Raw genomic sequence first — 16545 nt, 5'->3', positions numbered from 1 at the left:
TTCTTCGGCGTGTCAGGGATGGCGACGCGATTCCTCTCGCCCGACTCCTCAGCCCCCGGCACGAGCAGATCGGCCGCATCGCTGCCGCCGACGGCGTCGCAGTGCGCTCAGGAAAAATCGAGCGCGACCAGGACAGTCGTCGGCTGCTCCGAACCCCCGGCGGGCTCCAGACTGATGGCAGCTCCTTCGGCCGAGCCGGCGGACAGGAGTGTGCGGGCATTGCCGTCATCGTCGGGGCGAAGGAGCCCGGCGCTCACAGGACCGTCGGACATCTTGCTCCACGCCTGGTAGTCCTTGCCCGCCGTGACGGCGGGAAGGTCCTCGACCTTCAGCACTGCCGAGCCCAGGGAGGGCGAGCGCACCGCCGTGATCCGTGCCGAGCGCCACGTCGTCGTGTACTCCCGGGCGTCGTCCGCCGCGAGGACCTCGTCGATGTCCTTGTCCTCCTGCGAGCGCCAGGGGCGTGCGACGACGAGGCCGGTCGCGACCAGCGCGCTCGCGGCCAGGGCGAACCCTCCGGCGAGGACGGTGCGGCGTCTCGGCCTGCGCGGGAGCCGGGGCTCCTCGGGCGTCTCGTGAGCATCCTGATCGGCGCTCACAGCCTCAAGGATCCGGTCCCTCAGCGCAGCGGGAGGAGTCGATTCCAGACCCTGGGAGAGATCGACAGTCGTCTCGCGCAAGGAATCCGCGAGCTCACGGCACTCCGGGCACGTGGCCAGGTGGGCCTCGACCTCCGCGCTCTCCGAGGGATCGAGGGCGTCGAGCGCGTAGGCGGCGACCAGGGACTCGAGGTTTTCGTGTCCGTGGTCGCGCAGTGATGCGCCGGTCTCGCTCATCCCTCCTCCTTCCTCGTGTACTCCGCGCTCATGATCCGTCGCAGGGCCAGCAGTCCGTCCCTGATGCGGGTCTTGGCCGTTCCCAGCGGAATGTCCAGGTGCTTGGCGACCTGGGACTGGGTGAGTCCGTCGAGATAGGCCAGGCGGATCGCCTCGCTCTGTCTGTCCGACAGCTGCGAGAGCGCGCCACGCACGTGCCGCGCTTCGATGCCGTCCAGAGCTGTCTCGCTGGTCGGGTCGAACAGCTCCACTGTCGATCGTGATTCGTAGGCGACATCGCGATCGGATTGCGATTGTGATGCACGCACCCTGTCCACCGCGCGGCGGTGCGCCATGGTGAGGATCCACGCCAGGGCCGATCCTCTCGACGGGTCGAAGCCCGATGCCTGACGGAACACCTCGAGGTACACCTCCTGGGTGACCTCCTCCGATTGCGCCCGGTCCCTCAGAACCCTCAGCACGAGGCCGAACACCCGCGCGCTCGTGGAGTCGTAGAGCCGGGGGAACGCCTCCGCGTCGCCACCGGCGACCGCGAGCAGGAGTTCGCGCAGGACATCCGGAGATGCCGTCGCCGGGCTGGCGGGCTCGTCCTCGGACATCGTCATCTGACCATCCTACGGGTGAGGCGGCAGCCGCCGACGATCACGCGATCTCGAGCGCCGCCCGTGCGACCGGAGAGGCGGACTCGTCGGAACCTGCGGCGGTCGGGATCTGCCACGAGCCGGTGGGCTCCTCCGAGCCGACGGCACCCGGCCGCGGGCCGCTCATCGATTCCATCGAGTGCACGTGAGGGCTGAGGTTCACGAGCAGGCCGGTGACGGCCAGCACCCCCAGCAGCAGCGCGGCCTCGCGGCGCATGATCCGCAGCAGGCGCTCCCAGGGGGCGTCGGCCGAGGCGATCGCGGGCAGCAGGCGGGTGCGGTTCCACGCCGCCAACCCCACCGCGACGGCGACGACCAAGAGCTTGACGAGCAGAGTGCGGCCCCACGCCGAGGTCACCAGCGCCGACGGCGCGTCCAGGATCAGCACCGCCATCGTGGTGCCGCTCGCCGCCAGCACCAGCACGCTGACCAGTGCCACGAGGGAGAACCGCCGCACCACGGCCACGCCCTCCGCGGCCGTCGAGTGCCGGTGCAGCACCGTGAGCATCGCGATCGCCGCGAGCAGCCCGCCGGACCACACGGCGCCGGCGAGCAGGTGGGCGACATCGGCGACGAGCATCAGGGGACGCGGTGCGATGGACGCCGAATGGCCGACGAGCACCGGGGCGACCAGGGCCAGCAGCGCGCCCGGCACGGAGAGCGCGGGCCTGCGCGCCCCGCCCGCCCCGATCACCAGGGCGGCCCCGAGGACCACGGCGCCGGCTCCGACGACGGGAGGTGCGGACAGCCCCGCGCCCATGCGCGTCCAGCCGGCGGCCTCGGCGGCGGTCACGGGGACGAGGAGGACGGCCGCCGCGGCGGCCACCAGCGCGAGCACCCGCAGGGCCCTCGTCGCCCGGGGCGAGGCCATCACGGCCCGGGCCGCCGCGCCGCGCGCCACGAGCACGGAACACAGCAGCATGCCCGCCATCACCAGCAGCGAGAGGTACTCGGCCACGGTGAGGACCGGGACCAGCGTGGACGCCCCCGCCCCCGGTTCCTCGTGCGCCGCGGTATGGGTGCCGGAGCCGGAGCCGGCGTCGGCACCGGAGTCGGAGCCGGCGGACGGCGCGGCAGGGATCGTGGAGGGAGCGCCGACGGAGAAGTCGAGGGTCCCCGTCACCGGATGCCCGTCGGCCGAGACCACCCGATAGGTGAGCACATAGCTGCCGTCGGCGAGGTCCGAGGGCAGCGCGGCGAGCACGTCGTCGTCGCGCGAGTGCGCCTCGAGGGTCGTGGAGGTGCCGTCGGGGCGGGTCAGGCGGGTCTCTCCGTCGATCGGCCGCACGTGCTCGTCGAAGGTGAGGGTCGCCGAGGCGGGGGCGTGCTCGAGGACGGTCCGGTCGGCGGGGCTGCTCGACTCCAGCTGGGCGTGGGCGAGCGCGGGAGCCGCTCCGCCGAGCATCAGGAGCACGCCGAGGATGCTCCCGAGCAGCACCCGCAGTGCGGGGATCCGGAGGTGCGTCACGACGGGGTCAGCGCCTCCTGCGCACGGTGATCAGCGCCGCCGCGCCGCACAGCAGCCCGAGCGCGCCGATCACGAGGCTGCTGACGACGAGCGCGGTGGTGGTCCCGTCGCGCGAGGCCTGGGGCTGGGCGACGGCGGTCGCGGTGGAGGACTCATCGGAGGCCGCGACGGCGACGGTGGGCGCCGGGGACTCCAGGTCGTCCTCGCTCTGTCCCTTCTTCGGCACCTGCGTCCACGCGGTCTCGCCCTTCTCGCAGGTCTGGGTGGTGGGGAAGGTGAGCGTGGTGCCCGCGGCGTCCTCGGGGATCTGCAGGGAGAGCTCGAAGCTGTCGCGCTCGCCGTCGGGCAGCGGAGTCTTCGCCGTGTACACGACCTGGGCGTCGCGCTCGGTGACCTCGTTGCCGTCGGCGTCGGTCTCGGGGTCGGCGAGCTTCTCGCGCTTCGTCGAGACGTCGTAGTACGGGTTGCGCGTGGGCGTGACCTCGTCGACCCCCTCGGGCAGGTCGATGGCGACCTTCGTGGTGGCCGATCCGTCGCAGCCGTGCGGGACGCTGAAGGTGACCACGGTGTAGGCGCCGGCGGTCGTGTCCGCGGCGCTCGCGGTGACGTGCGCCTGCGCGGCCGCGGGCACGGCGAAGGCGAGCCCTGCGGCGGCGAGGCCGAGAGCTGCGCGGAAGGGGAGTCGGCGTGCGGTGTTCGCGGTCATGGCTGTCCTCGTGGTGGGGGGGGGGCGGCAGGGATTCGGAATCGGACGGGGATCGGATGGGTCGATCAGTGCAGCAGCATGAGCCAACAGGCCAGGGCCATGGCGAGGTCCATCGCGGCCATCATCCGCAGGCCCGCGCGCGGGCCGGTCGACTCGTGCGCCTCCGCCAGCTGCAGCAGGCCGGAGACCGCCAGCGCGCCCGTGAAGGCCACGCCCAGCAGGCCTGCGCCGGTCGGCAGCATGGTCATGGAGTGGGTGCTCGAGGCGGGATCGGCCGACATGGTCACCACCATCCAGACCATCGCCAGCATCATCACCGCGTGCTGGCCCTGGTGCAGCGGGCCGTGGACGCTCGCCTCCGTGCGGCCCTCGGCGAGCTGCACCAGGGCGAGCAGGGCGAACCACGCGGTCGCGACGGCGAACAGGATGACCTGGGGGAGCGCCGGGAGCGCGTTCCACCAGGACCAGGACATGGCGACCATGACCGCGCACATGAGCACGTGCAGCAGGTCGCCCACGAGGTCGACGGGCCGGGCGCGATGGCGCGCCGCGCGCACGAGGGCATGGACGCCGAGCACGGCGAACACGGCGCTGAGCGCCACCGCCCCGATCGTCCCGTGCATCCCGCTCCGCCCGTCCTAGTTCTACGTTCTGTAGAGAACTCTAGGGCCGGCCGACGGGGGCCGCAAATCGACCGGCGGCGCGCTCAGCGCCCGGAGCGCCCGGAGCGCCCCGAGTGGCCCGAGCGCGGCCGGCGCGAGCGGAAGTTCTGCAGGCGCAGCGAGTTGTGCACGACGAACACCGAGGACAGCGACATCGCGCCCGCAGCGATGAGCGGGTTCAGCAGGCCGATCGCCGCGATCGGGATCGCCGCCACGTTGTAGCCGAAGGCCCACACGAGGTTCGTGCGGATGGTGCGGTTGGTGGCGCGGGAGAGCGCGATCGCGTCGATCACGGCGAAGAGGTCCTCGCGCACCAGGATGATGTCCGAGGACTTCAGGGCGACATCGGTACCGGTCACCATGCCCAGCCCCAGGTCGGCCGCGGCCAGCGCCGCGGCGTCGTTGATGCCGTCGCCGACCATCGCCACCGAGTGGCCCTCGGCGCGCAGCTCCTCGATCGCGGCGGCCTTGCCCGTGGGCAGGACGCCCGCGCGCACGTCGTCGATGCCGAGGTCCGCGGCCGCGCGCCGGGCGGCGGCCTCGGAGTCGCCGGTCAGCAGCACGGTGCGCAGGCCCGCCTCGTGGAGGGCGGCGATCGCACCGCGCGCGTCGGGCTTGATCTCGTCCGCCAGCACGATCGCGCCGACGGCCCCGCTCTCGCGGGCGACGAGCACCGCCGAGCGCCCGGAGGCCTCCGCCTCGCGCACCGTCGCCGCGAGGTCCGCGGGGACGGCGACGCCGAGGCTCTCCATGTGCGCGGGGCTGCCGACGGCCACCTGCGCGTCCTCGATCTCGGCCTCGACGCCCAGCCCGGGGGTGACGTGGAAGTCGCGGGCCTCGGGGACGTCGGCCACGCGGCTCGCCGCGTGCTCGCGGATGGCCGTGGCCACGGCGTGCTCGGAGGAGGACTCGGCGGCCGACGCCCAGCGCAGCACCTGCGCGGCGCTCGCCCCGCCCGTCACCACCACCCGCTCGACGCTCGGGGCGCCCGCGGTCAGGGTGCCGGTCTTGTCCAGGACGACGGTGGTCACCGTGCCGCTCGCCTCGAGGGCGTCCTGGCCCTTGACCAGGATGCCGAGCACGGCGCCGCGGCCCACGCCCACCATCAGCGCGGTGGGGGTCGCGAGGCCGAGCGCGCACGGGCAGGCGATGATGAGCACGCTGATCGCGTTCGAGACCGCGGTCGCGGTGTTCGCGCCCAGCAGCAGCCAGACGCCGGCGACGAGCACGCTGAGCACGAGCACGACCGGCACGAACACGCGCACCACGGCATCCACGGCGCGCTGCACGTCGGCCTTGCGGACCTGCGCCTGCTCGGCGATCGCGGCCATCTGCGCGAGCTGCGTGTGCGCGCCGACGCCCGTCGCCCGCACCACCAGCAGCCCGTCGGTCGAGACGGTGCCGCCCACGACCTCGTCGCCGATCCCGGACGTGCGCAGCACGGACTCGCCGGTCATGGCCCCCGTGTCGATCGCGGCCGAGCCCTCCACGATCTCCCCGTCGGCCGGGACGGTCTCGCCGGGACGCACCACGAGCAGGTCGCCGCGGCGCAGCTGATCGATCGCGACCATGGACTCGGCGCCGTCGCGACGCACGCGCGCCTCGCTCGCCCCCAGCGCGGTGAGCGCCCCCAGGACGTCGCCCGCGCGGCGGCGGCTGCGGGACTCGAAGTAGCGCCCGGCCAGCTGGAAGGTGGTCATCCCGGCCGCGACGTCGAGGTAGAGGGCGTCGGCCCCTGCCGGTGCGCGCCCGAAGCCGAGCCAGAAGCCGTCCTGCGGCTCGAGGCCCACGAGCATCGAGACGATCGCCCAGCCGAAGGACACCGCGATCCCGATCGAGACCAGGGTGTCCATGGAGACCGCGCCGTGGCGCAGATTCCGCAGCGTCATCCGGTGGAAGGGCCAGGCGGCCCAGGTGACCACGGGGATCGCGAGCAGCACGCACAGCAGCTCCCAGCCCGGGAACCGCCACTGCGGCACCAGGGCGAGCACGAGCGAGACGTCCATCAGCGGGATCGTCAGCAGCGCGGCCGCGATCAGCCGGCGCCGCAGCGAGGTGATGCGCATCTCCGTCGCGCGGCGGGACCAGGTGTCGTCGGCCTCGTCGTGCACGGCGGCGTCGTAGCCCGCGGCGCGGATCAGCGTGATCGCCTCGTCCGGAGCCTCGATGCCGGTGACCAGCGCGCGCTCGGTCGCGTAGTTCACCGTCGCGGAGATGCCGTCGGCCTTGTTGAGCTTGCGCTCGATGCGGTTCGCGCACGCCGCGCAGGTCATCCCCGAGACGTCGAAGCTCCAGCGCTCGGCCGGATCGATCGGGCCGGGAGCGGTGGGGGCGGGGACGGTCGCGGAGCGGGTCATCAGCTGCCCTTCCTGTCCGAGAGCTTCTTGAGCATCTCGTTGTACGCGTCGAACTCGTCGTCGAGCCCGCGATCCATGTGGCGGTCGCGGCGCCTGGCCTCGACGTCGTCCTGCCGGGCCCACTGCACGCCGAGCGCGATGATCGCGATCACGAGCGGCACCTCGCCGCCCGCCCAGGCCACGGACCCGGCGACCTGCTGGGAGTGGGCGAGGTCCGCCCACGGCAGATCGAGGTAGGTGTAGTAGGTCTCCGCGAGGATCGTGGAGCTCGAGATGATGGCGACGCCGAAGAAGGCGTGGAACGGCATCGCCGCGAGGATGTAGCCGAGGCGGCCGATGTGCGGCAGCGGCCGCGGCGGCCGGTCCACGCCGATGATCAGGCTGTAGTAGAGGTAGCCGACGAGCAGGAAGTGCAGGTTCATCAGCTGGTGCGCCCAGTGGTAGCGCATCATCAGCCCGAACAGTGGCGAGAAGTACAGGCCGTAGTAGCTGCCGATGAACACGATGAACACCAGCGCCGGGTGGTACACGGTCCGCAGCACCGACCAGTTCAGCGCCTGCGTGACCCAGGCGTGGATGCCGACGGTCCGCGCGTGCGCGGCCGAGGCGCGCAGGATCAGCGTGATGATCCCGCCCTGGACCAGGAAGATCGGGGCCAGCATGCCCAGGCTCATGTGCACGGCCATGTGCACGCCGAAGTCGGGCGCCGAGTAGCGGCCGATCCCGCTGTTGGTCGCGAGCAGCACCACCAGCCAGCCCGCGATCCAGAAGATCGTGCGCGAGAGCGGCCAGCGATCCTCGCGGCGCCGCAGCGAGACCACCATCGCGAGGTACAGCACGATCATGCCGAGCGAGAGCACGCTGAACAGCAGGTTCAGCCGTCCGGTGGAGACCAGCACCTCGGCCGAGGGTGCCTCGGGCACCTCGTAGCCCATGAACACCTCGGGGATCGAGGTGGGCACGAAGTACTGCGGCGGCGGGATCCGCAGCATCGCCGCGCCGGCGCCGAGCACCGCGAGCAGCAGCACGCCGAGGGCCGCGACGCGCCGGCCCCTGAGAGTCCCCGAGCCCCGCACCAGCAGCAGCGCGCCCATCGCGAGCAGCAGCAGGATCCGCACCCCCTCGAGCGCCGCGGTCGGTGTGCCGAGCGCGCCGGCGCCCTGGAGCTTGAACCAGGAGAGGAAGACCTCGAGCACGAGCGCCGCGGGCACGCCGATCCGCGCCAGTAGGCGCAGGCGGCCGCGGTCGGTCCGCGGGGCGCCCGTCGCGCCGAGGATCGCATCGACCAGCAGCGGGGCGAGCAGCAGACCGATCACGAGGGTCTGCAGGGTGCCGGCGTCCGAGCCCACGTCGTGGTTCGGGCCGACGAGGATCTGCCCGACGACGACCGGCGCGAGGATGCCGATGCAGGCCGCCCAGAGGGCCAGCAGGAGGGTCGCCCAGCGGGTCGCGAGGAACGCGGTGAGGACGACGACGAGCGCCGCGACCGCGGTGACCGTCCAGGCCCGCGGCATGTACCCGAACGAGTACACCCGCAGCATCGTGTCGGGGTTGATCACCCGCGACAGCGCCAGGCCGTTGGTGTCGGCGGCGCTCGCGACGATGCTCGCGAGCGAGAGCGCGCACCAGCTGACCGAGGAGACGAGCAGCGCGGTGAGGTCGGGCGCGGACTGCACGCGCCGCGCCGTCCTGCGGGTGCGTCCGTGCAGGAAGGCGACCGTGACCAGGGAACCCAGGGTGAGCACTCCCGCGAGGGCGGCGGCGGACTCGATGAGCCCCGCGACCATCGCGGTGGTCGCTCCCGGGTACTCCCGGTGGATGGAGGTGAAGAGCTGCTCGCCGAGCGCGGCGTCGGCGATCAGCGGCGGCACGCACACGAGCGCGACCGCCACGGCGATCCACGCGACGACTCGGGTTCTCACGCCCAGAACTCTACTTCGTGTAGACGTTCCCGGCCGGGCCGGGGAGGGGTGCTGGAGCCGAGGTCACACGGTCCTCCGCACCGCGGGCGGCGAGGCGCTCGGCGCGCACCAGCAGTGCGGGCGAGGCCACGAGGGCGTGGGAGGCGCGCAGTCCCGCGAGCAGACGCCCCTCGCCGACGGCGCGGGCGGCGGCATCGTCGGCCGCGAGCTCGGTGAGCAGGTGCACGCGCCCCACCAGCAGGCGGCGCAGCGCGGAGCGCCGGGGCAGGCACGCGGCGTGCCAGGCGCACAGCCGCCGCATCTCCGCATGGCGGCCGCGCAGATGGGCGACCTCGTGGGCGAGCACGCCGCGCAGCTCACAGGCGGTGAGCGCCTCGCGGGCCTGTCGCGACACCGTGATCTCGGGGTGGCGCCCGCCGATCGCGTGGGCGATGAGGCGCGGGTCGTCGACCTCGTAGAGCACCGCTCCGGTCTCGGCGTCGAAGGCCATGCGCACGGTGGCTGGGGAGCGATGCACGAGGGGGCGTGCGGCGCCGGCTCCCTCCGCGTCGAGCAGGGCGTCCTCGGCGGCGGCGTCGGCATCGGCGGCGGTGCCCTCGTCCGATGCGCCCCGCCCCTGGCCTCCGAGCGCCATCGCGGCGAGCACCCCGGCGCCGCCCAGCCCGATCCACGCGAGCAGCGCGAGCGCGAGCGCACGCGCCGAGGCGGAGACCGAAGCGGCCCCCGTCGGCCCTGCGAAGGCGACGAGCAGGCCGGCGGCCAGGACCGAGCCGGCCGCGAGCGCGAGGCCCGCCGCGCCGACGCCGAGCCACAGCCCGAGCGCGAGCCGCGGATGCCAGACCTGCCAGCGGCCCGCGACGAGCGGGAGCACGGAGGCGGGCGCGCACAGCAGCGCCCCGGCCAGCACGAGCAGCAGCACGATCACGAGGCGGCGCCCCGCGGGCGGCGCGCGTCGATCGCGCTGCGCATGAGCTCGATGTCCTCGCTGCTCAGCGTGTCGGCGAAGGCGAGCAGGGCGCCGCGGCGGTCGTCGGCCTCGTCGAGGGTCTCGACCATGTCGCGGGCGTGCGCCTCGGCGCTGCTGACGCGCGGGCGGAAGCGCACCTTGCGCGGGGAGATCGCCTCCCGCTCGACCATCCCCTTCTCCTCGAGGCGCGTGAGCACCGTGAGGACGGTCGTGTACGCGGGGACGGGGTCGGCGAAGGTGCCGAGGATCGCGCGGGCGCCGAGCGCCTCGTCGGCCTGCCAGAGGGCACGCATGACCAGCGCCTCCAGGGCGCCGTTCGAGCGTGCGCGCACGCCTGCCATGGGCGGATCTCCTCGGGTGGACGGGGTGGGGACGACCCGCGCAACTCTACACGGCGTCGTGGACGGTCACGGGGCCTTCGCGGCGGCGATGACGGAGGCGAACGCGCCTCCCAGCGCCTCCCCCACGGTCGACGGCTCGCCGACGTAGCCGTTCACCATCGCGCCGTCGCGCAGGAGCATGAGCTCGCGCGCGGTCGCCGAGGGGCGTCCTGCACCTGCTTCTTCCGCGATCTCCTCGAACTGCCCGAGCATCCATGTGCGCTGGTCGTGGACCACGGTGCGCACGGGGTCGTCCGGGTCGGCGAACTCGGCTGCGGCATTGATGAACGCGCATCCCCGGAAGCCGGGGCTGCAGCTCGCCGTGCCGATCCCCGCGGCGAGCCCCTGGAGGGTCTGCTCGGGGGCGCCCGGGACGCGCAGACCTGTCAGCCACGCCCTCTCCCCGGTCGCCTGCATCTCGAGGTAGGCGACCACGAGGTCGCTCTTGGTGCGGAAGTGGCGGTAGAAGGTGACCTTGGTGATGCCCGCCATCTCGATGATGCGGTCGGCGCTCGTGGCACGGATGCCCTGGGCGTAGAAGAGGTCGCTGGCGCTCTCGAGGATGCGCTCGCGGGTCTGCGCGCGTCCTGCCCTCCTCGTCGGCTGTGCCGTGGTCGACGACGGAGCGGTCCCGGCCTGGCCCATGAGAGCTCTCCCTTCCTGCGCTGATGTGCGCAGCGAGTCTATGTTGCCTTATGTAGACGAACTAGTTACTCTACTTGATGGCGGGCGTCGCAGCCCTCCCGCGACCGGCCGTCCGCCGCGCGTCTCGCAGACAAGGAACTCGTCATGGCACAGAGCGCCCTCCCCACGCCCGCAGTCCCCGCATCGTTCGGCGCAGCGCTGCGCGGGCTCTACCTCGTCCGCTCCGGCTTCGCGCTGGTCTGGGCGATCCTGCTGTTCGCGATCGGGTCGGGCCCCCTGCTCGTGCCCCTGCTCGTCATCTATCCGCTGTTCGACGCGGCCGCGGTCCTCTGGCAGATGCGCCGCGCCGAGGCCGGTGGGAGCGAGCGCACCGCAGAGCGCGTGAACATCGGGGTCAGCATCGTGGTGGCTGTCGCGCTCGGCATCGCGGCGGGCATCTCGCCCGCGAGCGCGCTGGTCGTCTGGGGGATCTGGGCCATCGGTGCAGGGGTTCCTCAGCTCCTCGCGGCGGTCCGTCGCAGGCGTCTGGGCGGACAGGTGCCGCAGATGCTCAGCGGCGGCATCTCCGTCCTCGCCGGGGCGTCGTTCCTGCTGCAGGGCCTGCACGGCTCCTCCGCGCTCACCTCCGTGGGCGGTTACGCGGTCCTCGGCGGCATCTTCTACCTGGTCTCCGCACTGCGGCTGCGCCCCGCCGGGGGAGGTCGGGCGGCCTGATCGGATCGGATGGCGCGCGCCCCGGGCGCGGTCATCCAGACCGTCCCGGGCGCAGCCTTCTACACTCGTCCCCGTGAGCGCGACGACGACGAGCCCTGCCGCCCCGGTGACCCGTGCCGTGATCCTCGCCCGCGGGCTCGGCACCCGCATGCGGAGGGCCGACGACGACGCGCAGGTCGACGAGAAGCAGGCCGCGGTCGCCGCGAGCGGCGTGAAGGCCCTCATCGACGTCGGCCGTCCCTTCCTCGACTTCGTGATCAGCGCCCTCGCGGATGTCGGCGTCACCGACGTGTGCCTCGTCATCGGCCCCGAGCACGACGTGCTGCGCGAGTACGCGGAGCGCACGAGCGGAGGCCGCGTCACCGTCACCACCGCCGTCCAGGCCGAGCCGCGCGGCACCGCCGACGCGGTCGCCGCCGCCCGCGACTTCGCCGGCGACCAGCGCGTGATCGTCCTGAACTCCGACAACCACTACCCGGCGGAGGCCCTGCGCGCCCTCGCCGCCGCCCCCGGCAGCGCCCTCGTCGGCTTCGACCGCGAGGCCCTCGTCGCGCAGTCGAACATCCCCGCCGAGCGCATCCGCGCCTTCGCCCTCGTGGACGTCGACGCCGACGGCCGCCTGCGGGACATCGTCGAGAAGCCCGACGAGCAGACCCTGGCCGCCTTCGGCGACGACGCCCCCGTCTCCATGAACGCCTGGCTGTTCACCCCCGGCATCTTCGAGGCCTGCGCGCGCATCGACCCGTCCCCGCGCGGCGAGTACGAGGTGATCGACGCCGTGCGCCGTCAGGTCGCGGGCGGCGAGGTCTTCACCGTGGTGCCCGCCGCCGTGGGCGTGCTCGACATGTCCTCGCGCGGCGACATCGCCTCGGTCCAGGAAGCGCTCGCGGGCATCGAGGTGCGGCTGTGAACGCGCCCGCCTCCCTGCCCGACGAGGTCGCCTGGTTCGTGCCCGGCCGGGTCGAGATGCTCGGCAAGCACACCGACTACGCCGGCGGGCGCTCCCTGCTGGCCGCCGTCGACCGCGGCCACACCGTCACCGCGCGCGCCCGCGAGGACCGGAAGCTGCTGGTCACGAGCTCCATCGCCCGGGAGACCCTCGAGATCGACCTCGACGCCGAGCCCGCCGGACGGCTCGGCGCGGGCCACTGGTCGGGGTACGTGCGCACCGTCGTCGACCGGCTGCGCGCGAACTTCCCCGGCCGCTCCCGCGGCGCCGAGATCGGCATCGAATCGGACCTGCCGCTCGCGGCCGGGATGTCGAGCTCCTCGGCGCTCGTCGTCGGCCTCGCCCTCGCCTACGGCGAGCTCTGCCGGATGGGCGACGAGCCCGCCTACCGGGAGGTCGTCACCGATCGCGAGCGCCTCGCCGAGTACCTCGGCTGCGTCGAGAACGGCCAGAGCTACGGCCCGCTCGCCGGCCACCGCGGCGTGGGCACCTTCGGCGGCAGCGAGGACCACGTCGCGATGCTGTGCGGCCGCGAGGGACAGATGGTCCAGTACTCCTTCTGCCCCGTCGCCTTCGAGAGCGCCGTGCCCTTCCCCGAGGACCGCGCCCTGGTCATCGCAGTGTCCGGGGTGCAGGCGGAGAAGACCGGATCCGCCCTCGAGCACTACAACCGCGTCTCCCTCTCCGCGCGGGACATCGTGGGCATCTGGAACGAGCGCACGGGCCGCCACGACGCCACGCTCGGAGACGTCGTTGCCGCCGACCCCGGCGCCGCTGACGAGCTGCGCGCCCTGATCGACCCCGGCACCTACCTCTCCGCCCGCCTCTCCCAGTTCCTCGAGGAGTCCGAGCGGATCATCCCGGCGGCGACCGACGCGCTCGCCGCCGGCGACCTCGCGACCTTCGGGAGCCTGGTCGACGAGTCGCAGCAGCTCGCCGAGGAGGGCCTGGGCAACCAGACCCCCGAGACCGTCGCCCTGCAGCGCCTGGCCCGGGAGATGGGGGCCGACGCCGCCAGCGCCTTCGGCGCGGGCTTCGGCGGCAGCGTCTGGGCGATGGTCCCCGCCGAGCGCGCGGACCGCTTCGCCGTCGACTGGGTGGACCGCTACGCGGACACCTTCCCCGTCGCCGGGCGCGCCGCGACCTGGCTCGTCACCCGTCCGGGACCGCCCGCCCACCGGGTGCGGAGCAGCTGAGCACCCATCCGACCCCGCCCCAGGAGGCACCATGCATTCCCCCGTCGGCGAGTACCTCCAGCAGATCCTGTCCGAATGCGCGGCCGACGACGGCGCCGTCGCCGACTACATCCCCGAGCTCGCCGCGGCCGACCCCGACCACCTCGCCGTGGCCCTGTGCACCCCCGACGGCACCCTCTACAGCGCGGGGGACGCCGAGCGCCGCTTCACCATCCAGTCGATCTCCAAGCCCTTCGCCTACGCGCTCGCGCTGCGCGACCACGGCATCGACGCGGTGCTCGAGAAGGTCGGGGTCGAGCTGTCGGGCGACGCCTTCAACGAGATCAGCCTCGAGGAGCGGACCGGGCGCCCCGAGAACCCGATGATCAACATCGGCGCCATCACCACCCACACCCTCGTCGGCCCCGCGGACCTCGACGAGGACGCCCGCACCTCCCGCGTCATCGAGGGCCTGGGCGCCTTCGCAGGGCGTGAGCTCACGGTCGACGAGGACGTCTTCGCCTCCGAGATGTCCGAGGTCTGGCGGAACCTGGCGCTCGCCTCCCTGGTGCGCGCCAACGGCATCATCTCCGGCTCCCCCGAGGAGGCCGTGCGCGGGTACACGCGCCAGTGCGCTGCGCTCGTGGACGTGCGCGACCTCGCCGTGATGGGCATGACCCTCGCCCGCGGCGGCACGAATCCGCTGACCGGCGAGCAGGTCGTCCCCGAGGAGGTCGCCCGCCAGGTGCTCTCGGTGATGACGAGCTGCGGCATGTACGACGCGGCGGGGGACTGGCTCTCCGCCGTCGGCATCCCCGCGAAGTCGGGCGTCGCCGGGGGCATCCTCGGCGCGCTGCCCGGGCAGGTGGGCGCGGGCACCTTCTCCCCGCGCCTGGACCGCTTCGGCAACTCTGTACGCGGGGTGCGGGTCTTCGAGCGCCTGAGCCGAGACATGAACCTGCACCTGATGCGGATCCCCGAGCCGTCCCTCGAGGTCATCGGCCGCCGCGAGAGGACCCTGCGCGGCCGGCGCCTGGTCGTGCTGCAGGGCGCGATGGACTTCGCCTCGGCGGAGATGGCCCTGCGGCACTTCGAGCGCATCGACCCGAGCGAGGGCGACGTCGTGGTGGACATCGGCATGGTCTCCTCCCTCAACGACGTGGGACGGCGCATGCTGCACGAGGGCCTCGCGCGCCTCGCGGCCGACGGGCACCGCGTGGTCGTCGTCGACCCCCACGGCCGCCTCGGGGACCTCGGCCGCGGGCGCGTCCCCTACATCGCCCGCGTGGTCTCGGACCGTCGGGACGAGTAGGGCCGTCGCGACCGGCTCCTGTGCCACGATGAGCCCATGCCCGCTTTCGACTGGCCGCACGACGCGGCGCCCCTGCCCATCGAGCCCCTGCGCGGGCCGATCGACCGCCTGACCGCGCTCGCCGCCCGCCACGAGGACGTGCTCGAGCTGATCGCACCGCTCGAGGCCGAGGACGAGCAGAGCGACGGCGCCCCGGGCACCGCGGGGCTCGCGGGCGGCGTCGCCGGCGACCCCCGCGCCTACCTGCCGCCCGCTCTCGCGAGGATCGCCGACGAGTTCGGCGGTATCCGGGTGGTCGGCGGCGACGCGGCGCTCACGATCGTCGTCGACGAGCGCAGCGACCTGGGCCCCTTCACGATCCTCACCGACCCGGTCTCCTTCACACCGCTGTACGAGGGCGATGACGTCGCGGTCGTCCTCGCGATCGACGCGCAGGGCGCGCCCGGTCCGGTCTTCGCGATCGGTGAGGACCTCGCCCTGACCCTCGTCGCCCCGGACCTCGTCGACTACGTGCAGCGGTTCACGGAGGCGCTGGATCTCGCGGTGACCACGACGGCCGACGAGACGGTGGACGCCGAGCTGGTCGCCGACCGTATGGAGGAGTCCTTCTTCGCGCCCCTGTTCGCCGAGGACCCCGAGCGCGCCGTCGCCCTGGCCGCCGAGGCACCCTCGGGCGTCGACGCGCCCGCGGACGCCCTCGCCGTCGCCGACCTGCGCGGCGCCGTCCCCGGTGCGCGCGTCGAGGTCATGGATGCCGACCTGCCGGGCGACCCGCTCGAGATCGGCATCGCCTGGCGCGCCGACGGCCTCGTGGTGGTGCTGACGGGCGAGTGAACCGGCGCGCGGCCGTGTGCGCCGCGCGCGCGTAGGATCGGGGGTTCCCCGCCCGATCCAAGGAGCCGTCGTGTCCTCTCGTCCTGCCGTCCTGGTGATGATCCCCGGAGTCGCCGCCGATCCCGCGCTCAAGGCCCGTCCGGCCTTCCGCCTGGTCGACGAGGGCGCGCCGCAGCTGCGCGTCACCGATCTCGCCGCCACCCGGGGCGATGGCGTGTTCGAGACCGTGGGCGTGTTCGACTCCCGCCCGGCGAACCTCACTCCGCACCTCGAGCGCCTGCAGCGCAGCGCCCGCATGCTCGACCTGCCCGCGCTCGATCTGGACGTGCTCGCCCAGGCGGTCGACGCCGCGGTCACCGCGCACCTGCCGGTCCCCGAGCTGCTCGTGAAGATCGTCGTCTCCCGCGGCGTCGAGGGGCAGGCGCGGCCCAGCGCCTGGGTCTTCGCCGACGCCGCCCCGAGCTACGCCGCAGCTCGCGCGGGCCTGCGCGTCGCGGCCCTGGACCGCGGCATCCCCACCACCGCGCCGCAGACCAGCCCCTGGCTGCTCGCGGGCGCCAAGAGCCTCTCCTACGCGATCAACATGGCCGGCCTGCGCGAGGCCTCGCGGCGCGGGGCCGACGAGGTCCTGTTCATCTCCTCCGACGGGTACGCGCTCGAGGGCCCGACGTCGACCCTGCTGGTCAAGCGCGGGAACCGCTTCCTCACCACGCCGGTGGACGCGGGCGTGCTGCCCGGCACGAGCCTGGGCTCGGTGTTCGAGCTCGTGCGCGGCGAGGGCGCCGAGGCGGCGGAGGAGCTGATGACGCTCGCGCAGGTGGCGGAGTCCGACGGCGCCTGGCTGCTGTCCTCGGTGCGTCTGGCCTGCCCGATCACGCATCTCGATGACGTGGAGCTGCCTGTGGACCGGTCGCTCACCGATCGCCTGAGCGCGGCGATCGCAGGGCGGAAGTAGGCGGGTAACAGGGGCTCCGGGG

Annotated in this window: 16 protein-coding genes; 6 read left to right on the top strand and 10 right to left on the bottom strand. The window is 73.5% G+C overall.

Features of this window, described 5'->3' with window-relative positions; genetic code table 11:
* Positions 1–107 precede the first annotated feature (107 nt).
* The 10 genes from I8D64_RS09680 to I8D64_RS09635 form a co-directional block, all read right to left on the bottom strand.
* Complete coding sequence (locus tag I8D64_RS09680; protein WP_200502289.1) at positions 108–836, bottom strand: anti-sigma factor; 729 nt, start codon at positions 834–836, stop codon at positions 108–110.
* Entirely contained in the window at positions 833–1441 is a 609-nt protein-coding gene (sigK, locus tag I8D64_RS09675; protein ID WP_246482913.1) for an ECF RNA polymerase sigma factor SigK, read from the bottom strand. Before sigK ends, I8D64_RS09680 begins: the two co-directional genes overlap by 4 nt.
* Positions 1442–1478: 37 nt before the next feature.
* Positions 1479–2945 carry a copper resistance protein CopC gene (locus tag I8D64_RS09670; RefSeq protein ID WP_200502288.1) on the bottom strand — a complete coding sequence of 489 codons (1467 nt, stop codon included), beginning with the start codon at positions 2943–2945 and terminating at the stop codon, positions 1479–1481.
* 7 nt (positions 2946–2952) lie between these two features.
* Positions 2953–3651, bottom strand: a complete 699-nt coding sequence (locus tag I8D64_RS09665; RefSeq protein ID WP_200502287.1) for a YcnI family protein — start codon at positions 3649–3651, stop codon at positions 2953–2955.
* Between the two features lie 65 nt (positions 3652–3716).
* Entirely contained in the window at positions 3717–4274 is a 558-nt protein-coding gene (locus I8D64_RS09660) for a DUF5134 domain-containing protein (protein WP_200502286.1), read from the bottom strand.
* Between the two features lie 83 nt (positions 4275–4357).
* Positions 4358–6670 carry a heavy metal translocating P-type ATPase gene (locus tag I8D64_RS09655; RefSeq protein WP_200502285.1) on the bottom strand — a complete coding sequence of 771 codons (2313 nt, stop codon included), beginning with the start codon at positions 6668–6670 and terminating at the stop codon, positions 4358–4360.
* Positions 6670–8592, bottom strand: a complete 1923-nt coding sequence (locus I8D64_RS17810) for a cytochrome c oxidase assembly protein (RefSeq protein ID WP_200502284.1) — start codon at positions 8590–8592, stop codon at positions 6670–6672. Before I8D64_RS17810 ends, I8D64_RS09655 begins: the two co-directional genes overlap by 1 nt.
* A 10-nt stretch (positions 8593–8602) precedes the next feature.
* Positions 8603–9517: a M48 family metalloprotease gene (locus tag I8D64_RS09645; protein WP_200502283.1), complete on the bottom strand. Its 915-nt coding sequence runs from the start codon at positions 9515–9517 to the stop codon at positions 8603–8605.
* Positions 9514–9900, bottom strand: coding sequence for a BlaI/MecI/CopY family transcriptional regulator (locus I8D64_RS09640; protein ID WP_200502282.1), 387 nt, complete (start codon positions 9898–9900; stop codon positions 9514–9516). Before I8D64_RS09640 ends, I8D64_RS09645 begins: the two co-directional genes overlap by 4 nt.
* Before the next feature lie 66 nt (positions 9901–9966).
* On the bottom strand, positions 9967–10584 hold the full coding sequence (locus I8D64_RS09635; protein WP_200502281.1) for a TetR/AcrR family transcriptional regulator: 618 nt from the start codon (positions 10582–10584) through the stop codon (positions 9967–9969).
* Between the two features lie 144 nt (positions 10585–10728).
* On the opposite strand from I8D64_RS09635, the gene I8D64_RS09630 reads away from it, so the two are divergent.
* From I8D64_RS09630 to I8D64_RS09605, 6 genes are all read left to right on the top strand, one after another.
* Positions 10729–11298 carry a hypothetical protein gene (locus I8D64_RS09630; RefSeq protein ID WP_200502280.1) on the top strand — a complete coding sequence of 190 codons (570 nt, stop codon included), beginning with the start codon at positions 10729–10731 and terminating at the stop codon, positions 11296–11298.
* A 73-nt stretch (positions 11299–11371) separates the two neighbouring features.
* The gene (locus tag I8D64_RS09625) at positions 11372–12208 is read left to right on the top strand and encodes a nucleotidyltransferase family protein (protein WP_343068525.1); all 837 of its coding nucleotides are present in this window, start codon (positions 11372–11374) and stop codon (positions 12206–12208) included.
* Entirely contained in the window at positions 12205–13443 is a 1239-nt protein-coding gene (locus I8D64_RS09620) for a galactokinase (RefSeq protein ID WP_239205655.1), read from the top strand. Before I8D64_RS09625 ends, I8D64_RS09620 begins: the two co-directional genes overlap by 4 nt.
* Before the next feature lie 31 nt (positions 13444–13474).
* Complete coding sequence (locus I8D64_RS09615; protein WP_200502279.1) at positions 13475–14734, top strand: glutaminase; 1260 nt, start codon at positions 13475–13477, stop codon at positions 14732–14734.
* Between the two features lie 36 nt (positions 14735–14770).
* Positions 14771–15568 (top strand): hypothetical protein, encoded by a 798-nt coding sequence (locus I8D64_RS09610; RefSeq protein WP_200502278.1) that lies wholly within the window; start codon positions 14771–14773, stop codon positions 15566–15568.
* Positions 15569–15638: 70 nt separating this feature from the next.
* Entirely contained in the window at positions 15639–16523 is an 885-nt protein-coding gene (locus tag I8D64_RS09605; protein ID WP_343068524.1) for an aminotransferase class IV, read from the top strand.
* Positions 16524–16545 lie beyond the last annotated feature (22 nt).

The sequence above is a fragment of the Brachybacterium halotolerans genome, assembly GCF_016623465.1.
Lineage (GTDB): Bacteria > Actinomycetota > Actinomycetes > Actinomycetales > Dermabacteraceae > Brachybacterium > Brachybacterium halotolerans.
Note: the sequence above shows the minus strand (reverse complement) of the source record. Positions and strands in the feature narration are given on the sequence as shown.